Below are 13,243 nucleotides of genomic sequence, written 5' to 3'. Positions count from 1 at the left end.
CGGGGCCGGATGACAGGCAGCCGTCGGTCGCCGTACTGTTGCTCAGCGTAGGCAAGGCAACCCTAAGGAAGGCGGGTACATGCGAGCAGACGGGCTGGCCGGTGGCCACGACGGCGCGGACCGGCTCGCCGAGCTGATCCCGGCGGCCCTGCGCGGCATGGCGGCGGGCATCACCGAGCGCGGCGGCCCCATCCCGGCCGGCGGCCCGGCCGCGGTGGCGGCGGCGCTGATGGCCGAGCACGGCGAGCCGGGGACCGCGGACGCGGCAGGTGAGGCGGAGTCGCTCGGTGGCTTGGCGGCGGTGCGCGAACCGGCCACCGCTCAGGAAGCGTCCGAGGACTTCGAACCCGCCGACACCCCGCGCACCGGAGCCGCCACCCCCGAGCCCACCCCGCCCGGCACCCTCCCGCGCCACGGCGTGGGAGCCGAAGCGGCCCTCGAAGAGCTGAGCCGCCTCCTCGCCGCGGGCTCCGCCGATCCCGCCGACCCGGCCTGCGCCGCCCACCTGCACTGCCCGCCGCTCGCGGTTTCCGTGGCCGCCGATGTCGTCGCGAGCGCGCTCAACCCCTCCATGGACTCCTGGGACCAGGCCCCCGTCGCCAGCGAACTCGAGCGCGAATTCACCACCGGAATCGCCCGGTTGTGTTACCCCGACGCGCCCCGCCCGGACGCCGTCGTGACCACCGGCGGTACCGAATCGAACCTCCTCGGCCTGCTCCTCGCCCGCGAGACCGGCATCGTGCAAGCCGTCTGCGGGGCCAACGCCCACCACAGCGTCGCGCGCGCGGCCTGGCTGCTCGGGCTGCCCGCGCCGATCGTCGTGCCGTGCGAAGGCGACCGCATGCTGCCCGGGGCGCTCGCCGAAGCCGCCGCGCCGGGCACCGTCGTCGTCGCCACCGCCGGGACCACCAACACCGGCACCCTCGACCCGCTCGCCGAAATCGCCGCCATCTGCCGACGGCAGGGGGCGCGGCTGCACGTCGACGCCGCCTACGGGGGCACCGCCCTGTGCAGCGACGCGCTCAAGGGCAAGCTCGCCGGGCTCGAGCTGGCCGACTCCGTGGCGCTCGACCTGCACAAGTTCGGCTGGCAGCCGGTCGCCGCCGGGCTGTTCGCCGTCCGGGATGCCGCCGATCTCGCCGCGCTGACCGTGCGGGCCGAGTACCTCAACGCCGACGACGACACCGAAGCCGGGCTGCCGGACCTGCTCGGCCGGTCGATCCGGACGTCGCGGCGGCCGGACGCCTTCCGGATGGCCGTCACCGTGCGCGCGCTGGGCACCGAGGGGCTCGGCGCGCTCGTCGAACGCTGCTGCGCCACCGCGGCCGAGGTCGCGGCGGACGTCGAGCGGCACCCCGGCCTGCGGCTCTGGGGCCCGCCGGAACTGTCCACAGTGGTCTTGCGGCCGGTCGTCGCCGACGAGGCGGGCGGCGACGAGCTCGTCGCGCGCGTCCGCCGGGCGCTGCTCGAAGCCGGCACCGCCGTGATCGGCCGGGCCACGCTGCCGACCGGGCCCGGCGGTACCGGTCAGCTGTGGCTCAAGCTGACCCTGCTCCACCCGCACACCACGGCCGGCGCCTACCGGCCGCTGCTCGACCGGATCGCCGCCACCGCGGGGGCCGAACTCGTCGCCGGCCGGGAAAGCCCGGTCGCTTCGTGAGGCGCCACCACCTCGCGGGCGTCGGGATCGGGCCGTTCAACCTCTCGCTCGCGGCGCTGGCCACCGGCGTCGACGGCCTGGACGCGGTGTTCTTCGACGCCCGCCCGGAGTTCCGCTGGCACCCCGGCCTGCTGGTCGAGGGCGCGACGCTGCAGGTGCCGTTCCTGGCCGACCTGGTGACGCTGGTCGACCCGACGAACCCGTTCTCCTTCCTGAGCTACCTGCGCGACCGCGGCCGGCTGCTCCCGTTCTACTTCGCCGAGCGGTTCCACCCGCCGCGCGCCGAGTACGACGACTACGGCCGGTGGGCCGCGGCCCGGCTGCCGTCGTGCCGGTTCGGCCACGAGGTCACCGGGATCCGCTGGGCCGGGGACGCCTTCGAGCTGACGGTCGCGGGCCGCGAACCGGTGCTCGCGGACAACGTCGTGCTCGGCGTCGGCTCGGTGCCGTCGGTGCCGGAGCCGTTGCGCGACGTCGTCGCCGATCCCGGCGTCCTCGCTCTGCACTCGGCGGATTACCTGCCGCACAGGGAAAAGCTGCTCGCCGCCGGGAGCGTCACGGTCGTCGGGTCGGGGCAGTCGGGGGCCGAGGTGTTCCTCGACCTGCTGCGCTCGCAGTCCACTGTGGACGGCCTGCGCTGGCTCGCGCGGACCCCGGCGTTCGCGCCGATGGAGTACTCGAAGCTCGGCCTCGAACAGTTCACCCCGGACTACACCGCGTACTTCCACGGCCTCCCCGAAGCCGTTCGCGACCGGCTGCTGCCCGCGCAGTGGCAGCTGTACAAGGGGATCGACGCCGAGACGATCGCCGCGATCCACGACGAGCTGTACCGCCGCAGCATCACCGGCCCGCCGGGAGCGGTGCTGACGCCGGGGGTCGAGGTCGTCGGAGCGTCCACTGTGGATGGCCGGATCGAGCTGCGCGTCGCGCAGGCCCAGCAGGGGCGGGAAAGCACCGTGCGCACCGACGCCGTCGTCGTCGCCACCGGGTACGCGGAGGCCCCGTCCGGGCCGCTGCTGGCCGGGCTCGGCGACGCCGTCCACCGGGACGGCCGCGGCCGCCTGGTCGTCGACGCCGGCTACCGCGTCGCCCTCGACGTGCCCGGCGCGCTGTACGTCCAGAACGCGGAACGGCACACCCACGGGCCCGGCGCCCCCGACCTCGGGCTCGGTGCCTGGCGGGCGGCCGTGATCCTCAACGCCGTGTGCGGCAAGACCGTGCACGAGCTGCCCGACCGCACCGCTTTCACCACGTTCGGCCTGGAGGAAGAGTGACCCTCGACGAGGCGGCCGCCTGGCGCGCGGCCGGTGCCCTGATCGCGCACAAGATGCTCGGTGAGCTGTCCTACGAGCACCTGCTGGAGCCCGCCCGGGACGGTGACGCGTACCGGCTCGAGCTGCCGGACGCCACTTACACGTTCCGGGCCCGGCGGGGCGCGTTCGACTCCTGGACGGTCGAACCGGACAGCGCGCACCGGTCGGGCGAGCCGGTCACCGACCCGCGCACCCTCGTCGTGGACGCCAGAGAAGTGCTGGGGCTCAGCGGGTTGCGCCTGGCCGACGTACTGGCCGAGCTGACCTCGACGGTCGCCAACGAGGCCGCCCGGCTGCGCCGCGCCCCGATCGCGCCCGCACTGTCCACGATGGACTACAACTTCGCCGAAGGGCACCTCACCGGCCACCCGCGGCTGGTGCTGAACAAGGGCCGGGTCGGGTTCTCCGCGCGCGACCGCGCCCGCTACGCGCCGGAGGCGGGCGCGGACGTCCGGCTCCGCTGGTTCGCCGTCCACCCGGACCACGCCGAGTTCCGCTGCGTCGACGAGCTGAGCCGGGACGCGCTCCTGGACGCCGAACTCGGTGCGCAGCGGGCGGAGTTCGCCGGGAAGGCACCTGAAAACTACGTCTGGGTTCCCGTGCACCCGTGGCAGGCCGACGAAATCCTCGGCACGCTCTACGCCGCCGAGCTGGCCACCGGTGTCGTGGTCGAGCTCGGCGAGAGCGCCGACGCCTACCGCGCGCACCAGACGGTCCGGACGCTGGGCAACGTGACCACGCCGGGCCGCCACGACGTCAAGACCGCGGTCTCGGTGCGCAACACGCTCGTCTACCGCGGGCTGAACTCGGCCGCGACGCTCGCCGGGCCGTCGGTGACGTCGTGGCTGCGCCGGATCAGCGCCGCCGACCCGCTGCTGAGCGAGCGGTACCGGTTCGGGCTGCTCGGCGAAGTCGCGAGCGTATCGGTGACGCACCCGCTGTTCGGGCACCTGGAGGAGCTGCCGTACCGCTTCCACGAGACGCTGGGCGCGCTCTGGCGCGAACCGATCCGGCTCGCGGACGGGGAGCGCGCGATTTCGTTCGCCGCCCTGCCGTATCGCGGGCTTCGCGGCGGTTCCGTGCTCACGCACCTGATCGGGCGCCACGACCCGGAAACGTGGCTGGCCCGGCTGTTCGACCTGCTGCTCACGCCGTTGCTGCAGTGGCTGCTGCGCCACGGCGTCGGGTTCTGCCCGCACGGCCAGAACCTGATTCTGGTCGTCGACGCCGCCAGCGTCCCGCAACGGGTGCTGATCAAGGACTTCGCCCAGGGCGTCGACCTGCTCGACGAACAGGTCGAAAGCTACCGGAGCCTCCCACCCGAAGCCGCGGCGGACATGCTGCGCTGGCCCGCGCACCTGCTCGCGCAGTCGCTGTTCAGCTCGGTGTTCTCCGGTCAGTTCCGGTTCTGGGCCGAAGTCCTGCTGGACGAAGTCGGCCTGCCCCGCGCCCGGTTCTGGGCGCTCGTGCGCGAGGTCGTGGGCCGCTACCGGGACGACAACCCGGACGTGGCCGCGCGGTTCGACGCGTGCCGGCTGTTCGCGCCGGACGTCGAGCGCGTGACGCTCAACCGGGAGCACCTGGCCGGCCAGGGGTTCGACAAGGTGGAGCGCGACGACGAGTTCGACGTCCGGTGGGGCCGGGTGCCGAACCCGCTGCACGCCCCGGACCCCGGCGGCGCGTGGTGACGCCGTTCGCGCGGCCGGCCGGCCCGCGGTCACTGGCCGCGCGGCAGGCGGCGGCCGCGGCGGGGACGGCCGTGCTGCGCGGGGTGCTCGCGGAGGACGGCGCGCGCCTGCTCCTGCTGGTGCCCGACCCGCACGCCCGCTTCGCCGCGGTCGAGCTGGCCGCGCCGTTCGCCGCCTCGGTCCTCGACGACGGCTACGGCGTCTGCGGCTACGTCTTCGCGTGGACGCCGGACCGGGAACCGCTCGCCGCGGCCGGCGTGCTGGGCGGGTACCTCGAAGGCTTCGGCGACCTGCGGATGCGCCCGGACGCGGCGACGGCGATCCCGCTGGGCGACCGGACGTGGGCGGTGGTGTGCGACGCCGAGTGGCCCTCCGGCCGGACCGCCGAACTCGCCCCGCGCGAGGTCCTGCGCGGGCAGCTCGCGGCGCTGGAGGGACTCGGCCTGGTGCCGTCGGTGGGCATCGAGCACGAGGTCGTGTTCACCGGCGCCGGCGGCCCGCTCACCGCGCACGGCACCGACTACGCGCTCGGCGGCACCGAACACCTGGCGCCGCTGCTCGCCGACATCCGGTCCGGCCTGGACGAAGCCGGGCTGGGGGTCGAATCCGCGCGCGCGGAGTGCCACCCGGGGCAGTACGAAGTCGTGCTGCGCCACCGCGACGCACTGGCCGCGTGCGACGACGTGCTGCTGCAGCAGCTGGTCGTGCGCCGGGCCGCCGCACGCCACGGGGTGTCCGCCTCCTACCTGGCCGCACCGGAGCCGGGGCAAGGGAATTCGGGCCACGTGCACCTGTCGCTGTCCACTGTGGACGGCTCGCCGCCGGACCTGCTGGGCGGCTTCCTGGCGGGCGTGCTGCGCGACGCGCGGGCGCTGACGGCGGTGTGGGCGCCGACGTGGAACAGCTACGTCCGGCTGCGGACGGCCCCGTTCTCCCCGCGTGACGTCCGCTGGGGCCATGACGACCGGACGGCGTCGGTGCGCGTCGCCGGCCCGCCGTCGGACCCCCGCCTGGAGTTCCGCTTCGCCGGCGCCGACGCGCAGCCCCACCTGGTGGTCGCGGCGCTGCTCGCGGCCGGGCGGTTCGGGCTGGAGGAAGGGCTGGCCCCGCCGGAGCCCGGCGTGTCCGCGGGGTCGCTGGCCGGCTCGCCGTGGGAAGCGCTGTCCCTGCTGGGGCGGGCGGGGGAGCTGCTGGGGGCGGACGTCGCGGCCCAGCTGGAGGCGCTGCTGACCGAGGAGATCGAGTCCGGGCTGGACGCGGTCACGGACTGGCAGCGCCGCCGGGGTGCCCTCCGTTCCTGAGTGCGTCAGGCCGGATCTTCACCTGCCAGGGGTTGCGCCGGGGCGCCCGGGTGCGCAGGCTCGACGTCGTGAGCGAGCACGAGTACGACCTCATCGTCATCGGTTCGGGTCCGGGCGGGCAGAAGGCCGCGATCGCCGCGGCGAAGCTGGGCAAACGGGTGGCGGTCGTCGACCGGCACGACATGGTCGGCGGGGTGTGCGTCAACACCGGCACGATCCCGTCCAAGACGCTGCGCGAAGCGGTGCTCTACCTGACCGGGATGAACCAGCGCGAGCTGTACGGCGCGAGCTACCGCGTCAAGCAGGACATCACCATCGCCGACCTGCTCGCGCGCACCCAGCACGTCGTCGGGCGCGAGGTCCAGGTGGTGCGCGCGCAGCTGATGCGCAACCACGTCGACCTCATCCCCGGCACCGGCTCGTTCGCCGACGCGCACACCGTGGTCGTCGAGAGCAAGCACCCGGGTGACCGCCGGACGCTCGGCGGCGACCACATCGTGATCGCCACCGGCACCCGCCCGGCGCGGCCCGGGCACGTCGACTTCGACGCCGCCCGCGTCCTCGACTCCGACGAGATCCTGCGGCTCGAGCAGATCCCGTCGTCGCTCGTGGTGGTCGGCGCCGGCGTGATCGGGATCGAGTACGCGTCGATGTTCGCCGCGCTCGGCTCGCGCGTGACGGTCGTCGAGCAGCGCGAGCAGATGCTCGACTTCTGCGACCCGGAGATCGTGGAGTCCCTCAAGTTCCAGCTGCGCGACCTCGGCGTCACGTTCCGCTTCGGCGAGAAGGTCGCGGACGTCGCGGTGTCCGACGACGCCACGATCACCACCCTGGTCAGCGGCAAGCGCATCCCGGCCGACGGCGTCATGTACTCCGCGGGCCGCCAGGGCCTGACCGGCGACCTGAACCTGGACGCGGCGGGCCTGACCGCGGACGCGCGCGGCCGGCTGGTGGTCGACGAGAACTACCGCACCGAGGTCCCGCACATCTACGCGGTCGGCGACGTGATCGGCTTCCCTGCGCTGGCGGCGACGTCGATGGACCAGGGCAGGCTGGCGGCGTACCACGCGTTCGGCGAACCGGCGAACGGCCTGGGCGCGCTGCAGCCGATCGGCATCTACACCATCCCGGAGATTTCGTACGTCGGCGCGACGGAGGCGCAGCTGACTTCGTCTTCGGTGCCGTACGAGGTCGGGATCGCGCGCTACCGCGAGCTGGCGCGCGGGCAGATCACCGGCGACAGCTACGGCATGCTCAAGCTGCTGGTGTCCACGACGGACCGGAAGCTGCTGGGCGTGCACGTCTTCGGCACCGGCGCGACCGACCTGGTCCACATCGGACAGGCGGTGATGGGCTGCGGCGGGACGGTCGACTACCTGGTCGACGCGGTGTTCAACTACCCGACGCTGTCGGAGGCGTACAAGGTGGCGGCGCTGGACGCGACGAACAAGATCCGCGCGCTGGACCGCTTTTCGTCCTGAGTGGGCGGTCGGGCGGTGCGGGGCGGCCCCGCAGTGTCTTGAATGAGTCATTCAGGACCTCCGAAGACCTGAATGAGTCATTCAAGACATCAGGAGCCGGCGCACAGTCCCTCCGCGGCCCCAGCGGTCACACCAGCACCACCCGATTCGCCTGCCGCGAACCGGTTTGACACTCGACTAGAACATATGTTCGACTGGCGTCGTGCGATGGGATCGGCAGCGAGCAGGGGAGGGTGAGCCGGCACTGCCCGGGCTGGAAGGCCTGGTGCGTTCCGTGCGGTCACCGGAATTCGACGGCGTCACCTTTCACGAGGTGCACGCGCGCTCGGTGCTGAACAAGGTGCCCGCCGGGTCCGGGGTGCCCTTCGGCTGGACCGTGAACCCCTACCGCGGCTGCTCCCACGCCTGCACCTACTGCCTCGAAGGCGGCACCCGGATCCTGCTGGCCGACGGCCGCACCAAGGCGCTGTCGGAGCTGAAGGTCGGGGACGCCATCTACGGCACCCGCGGCCACGGCGCCGCCCGGCGGCTGGTGCCGACTCGCGTCGAAGCCCACTGGACGACCCTGCGCGCCGCGTACCGGGTGACCCTCGAGGACGGCACGCGGCTCGTCGCCGGCGGGGATCACCGGTTCCTGACGAACAAGGGGTGGAAGCACGTCACCGGGAGCAAGTTCGGTGCCGCGCAGCGGCCGCACCTCGAGGCCGGGACCGAGCTGATCGGGGTCGGGCGGTTCGCGCCGACGCCGGACGAGACGCTCGGGTACCGCGCCGGGTACCTCTGCGGGATGCTGCGCTCCGGCGGGTTCGCCGCGGAACCGGACGCCGCCGCCCGTGCGCTCGCCTACCTGCCCGATTTCGGGTCGTCCGTCGGGTTCCTGAAGGTGCCGCCGGACCCGGACGCGCACTGGCAGCGCGGGTTCCTCGCCGGCGTCTTCGACCTCGCGGGCGGCTACGGCCGCGGCATCCTCACGATCGCGCACGACGAACCCGAGATCACCGACGCCGTCGCCGCCGCGCTCGCCCGGTTCGGCTTCGCGCGCCAGCTCGACGAGGTGCCGAAGTTCCCGTCGCGCCAGGAGGTCCGGCTGCTCGGCGGGGCCGCCGAGGTACTGCGGTTCCTGCACGTGAGCAACCCGGCGGTGACGTGGAAGCGGTCGCTGGACGGCACGGTGATCGGCGCGAGCCGCCGCCGCGTCGAAGCGATCGAGCCGCTGGGCCTGCAGCTGCCGCTGTTCGACATCACCACCGGCACCGGCGACTTCATCGCCGACGGCATGGTGTCCCACAACTGCTTCGCCCGGAACACCCACACCTACCTCGACTTCGACGCCGGCCGCGACTTCGACACCCAGGTGGTCGTCAAGGTCAACGCCCCGCAGGTGCTGACCGCGCAGCTGAAGAAGCCGTCGTGGCGGCGCGAGCACGTCGCCATGGGCACCAACACCGACCCGTACCAGCGCGCGGAGGGCCGCTACCGGCTGATGCCGGGCATCATCACGGCGCTGGCGCGCTCCGGCACGCCGCTGTCGGTGCTCACGAAGGGCACCGTGCTGGCGCGGGACCTGCCCCTGCTGCAGGACGTCTCGGCCGACGTGCCGGTCGGGCTCGCGGTGTCGATCGCGCTGCTCGACGGCGAGCTGCAGCACCGCCTCGAACCCGGGACGCCGAGCCCGCGGGCGCGGCTCGAGCTGGTCCGCAAGGCCCGGGACGCCGGGCTGGAGTGCTCGGTGCTGGTGGCGCCGGTGCTGCCGTGGCTGACCGACTCAGCCGAGGCCCTCGACGCGCTGTTCGCGCAGCTCGCCGACGTCGGCGCGTCGAGCGTGACGGTCTTCCCGCTGCACCTGCGCCCGGGCGCCCGCGAGTGGTTCGGGCGCTGGCTGGCCGGCTCGTACCCGGCGCTCGTCCCGCGGTACCGGGAGCTGTACGCGCGGGGCAGCTACGTCCAGAAGGCTTACCGCGAGCGGCTCGCGGAGCGCGTCGCGCCCCTGCTACGGCGGCACGGGCTGGCGCCGAAGACCGGCTACGACCCGCGAGACCCCGAACCGGCGGCCGGGCCGGAACCCGTCGCGCCCGCCGAGCAGCTGCGCCTGCTCTGACGGTCCACTGTGGACCATCCGGGTGACGCGCTGGGCCGTTCGACGTAATCGCGGGACCGGTGCACCGCGCTGTCCTGGGCTTGCGGGAAAATGTCCGATCGTGTCGTTGTCGTCCCGCGTCACCGGCGCCTAACGTCGAAGGGATCGAACCCGGAAGGAGCGCGGTGACGACCTCGCAGACCGACCGCGTCGCGGCCGCCCGGCTCGCCTGGGCCGCGCTGAAGCTGACGCGGGCCGGACGGCACCCGGTCGGCGTCGACAGGCTGGCCGCGATCGTCGGCGTCACCCCTGCCGAAGCCCGCCGGCTGGTCGAGCTGATCGGCTTCACGCTGCACCGCGACCTCGTCTCCACCGGCCCCGCCCCGCGCGGCGCCCACCGCCGGCTGGAGCCCGCCGAAGGCACCCTCGGCGCCCACCGCCGGCTGGAGCCCGCCGAAGGCACCCTCGGCGCCGGCCCGGACGGCTCGGTCGACATGTTCCTGCTGGCCATCGCCGCCGGCGAGCGCGTGCAGGCGGCCGCCGTCTGCCCGGTCACCGGCACCCACATCCGGATCGACCTGGTGCCCCACGGGATCATCCAGGCCGACCCGCCGTCCGCGGTGGTGGCCGCGATCGACCTCGGCTTCGGCCTGGAGAACGTCGACGCGGTGGCCTGCGCGGGCCAGCCGTTCTTCGCCTCGGCCTCGGCCGCGGCGAGCTGGCTGGTGGCCCACCCGGGCGGCCGGATCTACCAGGTGGCGGCCTACCTGGCCCAAGCTCACCGGCTGGTGGCGGCGCTGGAGGCCCGGCCCAAATACGTGCTCTGAAGGGAGCACCGCGCCGGGCGAGCCTGCCGACGTCGTAGGCTGGGCTGTTCGTTAGCCTTTGGGCGGCGACAACCGCCGCAGCAGCCCATCTCGAAGGAGAGCAGTCGCAGTGCTCCGCACCCACCAAGCCGGCACCCTGCGTGCCGGACAGGCCGGACAGACCGTCACCCTCACCGGATGGGTGGCCCGGCGGCGCGATCACGGCGGCGTCATCTTCATCGACCTGAGGGACGCCAGCGGCGTCGCGCAGGTCGTCTTCCGCGAAGGCGAAATGGCCGAGCGCGCGCACGCCCTGCGCTCCGAGTTCTGCGTCAAGATCGTCGGCGAGGTCGCGAAGCGCCCCGAGGGCAACGCGAACGCCGAGATCCCCACCGGTGAGATCGAGGTCCTCGCGACCCAGCTCGAGGTGCTCTCGGAAGCCGCGCCGCTGCCCTTCCCGATCGACGACCGCGTCGACGTCGGCGAAGAGGTCCGCCTCAAGCACCGCTACCTCGACCTGCGCCGCAGCGGCCCGGCCGCGGCCATGCGCCTGCGCAGCGAGGTCAGCCGCGCCGCGCGCGAGGTGCTGCACAACCAGGACTTCGTCGAGATCGAGACCCCGACGATGACCCGCTCGACGCCCGAAGGCGCGCGGGACTTCCTCGTCCCGGCCCGGCTCAAGCCCGGCTCCTGGTACGCGCTGCCGCAGTCGCCGCAGCTGTTCAAGCAGCTGCTCATGGTCGGCGGCATGGAGCGGTACTACCAGATCGCGCGCTGCTACCGCGACGAAGACTTCCGCGCCGACCGCCAGCCCGAGTTCACCCAGCTCGACATCGAGATGAGCTTCGTCGAGCAGGACGACGTCATCGACATCGGCGAGCAGATCGTCTCGGCGCTGTGGAAGCTGATCGGGCACGAGATCCCGCGGCCCATCCCGCGCATCACCTACCACGAGGCGATGGCCAAGTACGGCTCGGACAAGCCGGACCTGCGCTTCGACCTCGAGATCACCGACATGACGGAGTTCTTCGCCGACACGCCGTTCCGCGTGTTCCAGGCCCCGTACGTCGGCGCGGTCGTGATGGCGGGCGGCGCTGACCAGCCCCGCCGCCAGCTCGACGCGTGGCAGGAGTGGGCGAAGCAGCGCGGCGCGCGCGGCCTCGCGTACATCCTCGTGAACGAGGACGGCACGCTCGGCGGCCCGGTCGCGAAGAACCTGTCCGAGACCGAGCGCGAGAACGTCGCCGCCGCGGCGGGCGCCAAGGCGGGCGACTGCATCTTCTTCGCCGCCGGCAAGGCCGCGTCGACCCAGCCGCTGCTCGGCGCCGCGCGCGACGAGATCGGCAAGCGCCTCGGCCTGATCGACGAAGACGCCTGGTCGTTCGTGTGGGTCGTCGACGCGCCGCTGTTCGCGCCGGTCGAGGACATCGGCGACGACGTCGCCGTCGGATCCGGCAAGTGGACCGCCGTGCACCACGCGTTCACTTCGCCGACCCCGGAGTGGATCGACAAGTTCGAGCAGGACCCGGGCAACGCGCTCGCCTACGCCTACGACATCGTCTGCAACGGCAACGAGATCGGCGGTGGCTCGATCCGTATCCACCGCGGCGACGTCCAGAAGCGCGTCTTCAGCCTGATGGGCCTCGGCGAGGAAGAGGCGCAGGAGAAGTTCGGCTTCCTGCTCGACGCCTTCGCCTACGGCCCCCCGCCGCACGGCGGCATCGCGTTCGGCTGGGACCGGATCGTCATGCTGCTGGCCAAGGCCGACTCGCTGCGTGACGTGATCGCGTTCCCGAAGACCGGCGGCGGGTACGACCCGCTGACCGCGGCGCCGGCGCCGATCACGGCGCAGCAGCGCAAGGAAGCCGGCATCGACGCGAAGCCGGCCCCCGCTCCGCAGAACTAGTGCTGCACCTGAGGGCCGTGTGCCCGCCGGACAAGACCGCCGAGGCGCTCGACATCCTGCGGGCGCACGCCGGGACGGCGCACCTGATCGTGCACCGCGGGGCCGCCGTGGAACCGGCGGGTGACCTGGTCGAGGCCGACATCGCGCGCGAGGCGGCGGACGAGATCGTCGAAGCCCTGTGCGGGCTCGACCTCGACCACTCCGGCGGGATCACGCTCGAAGCGCTCGACACGGCGCTCTCGGACGCGGCCGACCAGGCGGAAGAGGCCGCGCCCGGCGAGGGCGCGGACGCCGTCGTGTGGCAGGAGCTGCTCGGCCGCACGGGCGAGGAGTCGCGGCTCAACGTGACGTTCCTGGCGTTCCTCACCATCGCCTGCCTGCTCGCCGCGGTCGGGGTCCTGACCGACTCCGCCGTGACGATCGTCGGCGCGATGGTCGTCGGCCCGGAGTTCGGCCCGCTGGCCGCGCTCGCGGTCGGGCTGGTGCTGCGGCGCTGGGACCTCGTCCGCCTCGCGGGCACCGCGCTCGGCGTCGGTTTCCCGCTGGCGATGGTGGTCACGCTGGGCGGCGCGCTGCTGGTGCGGGTGACCGACGTCTTCGGCGAGCGCGCGTTCGAGCTGAAACAGCACAACGAGGTCGACTTCGTCTTCTCCGTCGGCGTACCGTCCCTGGTGGTGGCGATGCTCGCGGGCGCCGCGGGGATGCTCGCCATGACGTCGGCCAAGTCGGCCGCGCTGGTCGGCGTGTTCATCTCCGTGACCACGGTTCCCGCCGCGGGCTACGCGATGGTCGCGGCCGTGGCGGGGGAGTGGAGCCGATGCCTCCAATCGGTGGGACAGCTGCTCGTGAACCTTCTCGGAATCGTTGCAGCAGCGGCCATTGTGTTGATCGTGCGCCGGAATGGGCAACGTTCACCGGTGGGGATGCGTCCGCTTCCACGCGGGTGACCCGTATCCGGGTGGGATGCGTCTTCTTGTCCGGATGTCAGTAGTCATGGTTGCTCAGTCACGA

General features: G+C 73.2%; 9 protein-coding genes. All 9 read left to right on the top strand.

Features of this window, described 5'->3' with window-relative positions; all coding sequences use genetic code 11:
- Window positions 1–79: 79 nt before the first annotated feature.
- The 9 genes from H4696_RS19780 to H4696_RS19740 all read left to right on the top strand — a co-directional run bounded on the left by H4696_RS19780 (window position 80) and on the right by H4696_RS19740 (window position 13,179).
- On the top strand, window positions 80–1,660 hold the full coding sequence (locus tag H4696_RS19780; protein ID WP_192782425.1) for a pyridoxal phosphate-dependent decarboxylase family protein: 1,581 nt from the start codon (window positions 80–82) through the stop codon (window positions 1,658–1,660).
- Window positions 1,657–2,934 (top strand): lysine N(6)-hydroxylase/L-ornithine N(5)-oxygenase family protein, encoded by a 1,278-nt coding sequence (locus H4696_RS19775; protein ID WP_086865593.1) that lies wholly within the window; start codon window positions 1,657–1,659, stop codon window positions 2,932–2,934. The genes H4696_RS19780 and H4696_RS19775 overlap by 4 nt, the downstream gene beginning before the upstream one ends.
- On the top strand, window positions 2,931–4,661 hold the full coding sequence (locus tag H4696_RS19770) for an IucA/IucC family protein (RefSeq protein ID WP_192782424.1): 1,731 nt from the start codon (window positions 2,931–2,933) through the stop codon (window positions 4,659–4,661). The genes H4696_RS19775 and H4696_RS19770 overlap by 4 nt, the downstream gene beginning before the upstream one ends.
- Window positions 4,658–5,962, top strand: a complete 1,305-nt coding sequence (locus H4696_RS19765) for a type I glutamate--ammonia ligase (protein WP_192783047.1) — start codon at window positions 4,658–4,660, stop codon at window positions 5,960–5,962. Before H4696_RS19770 ends, H4696_RS19765 begins: the two co-directional genes overlap by 4 nt.
- A gap of 68 nt (window positions 5,963–6,030) precedes the next feature.
- A complete protein-coding gene (gene sthA / locus H4696_RS19760; RefSeq protein ID WP_338078691.1) occupies window positions 6,031–7,443 on the top strand; it encodes a Si-specific NAD(P)(+) transhydrogenase in 1,413 nt (470 codons plus the stop codon).
- A gap of 202 nt (window positions 7,444–7,645) precedes the next feature.
- A complete protein-coding gene (locus tag H4696_RS19755) occupies window positions 7,646–9,541 on the top strand; it encodes an intein-containing Rv2578c family radical SAM protein (RefSeq protein ID WP_192782422.1) in 1,896 nt (631 codons plus the stop codon).
- Window positions 9,542–9,705: 164 nt separating this feature from the next.
- A complete protein-coding gene (gene merB, locus H4696_RS19750; protein ID WP_086865520.1) occupies window positions 9,706–10,347 on the top strand; it encodes an organomercurial lyase in 642 nt (213 codons plus the stop codon).
- 109 nt (window positions 10,348–10,456) lie between these two features.
- Entirely contained in the window at window positions 10,457–12,232 is a 1,776-nt protein-coding gene (gene aspS, locus H4696_RS19745; RefSeq protein WP_086865519.1) for an aspartate--tRNA ligase, read from the top strand.
- A complete protein-coding gene (locus H4696_RS19740; RefSeq protein WP_169735240.1) occupies window positions 12,232–13,179 on the top strand; it encodes a DUF389 domain-containing protein in 948 nt (315 codons plus the stop codon). Before aspS ends, H4696_RS19740 begins: the two co-directional genes overlap by 1 nt.
- Window positions 13,180–13,243: the final 64 nt, after the last annotated feature.

This window comes from Amycolatopsis lexingtonensis, from assembly GCF_014873755.1.
GTDB classification, from domain to species: domain Bacteria; phylum Actinomycetota; class Actinomycetes; order Mycobacteriales; family Pseudonocardiaceae; genus Amycolatopsis; species Amycolatopsis lexingtonensis.
Note: the sequence above shows the minus strand (reverse complement) of the source record. Positions and strands in the feature narration are given on the sequence as shown.

Coding starts and splice junctions, on each gene's coding strand:
- H4696_RS19780 (WP_192782425.1), top strand. CDS start 80: ATGCGAGCAGACGGGCTGGCCGGTGGCCACGACGGCGCGGACCGGCTC.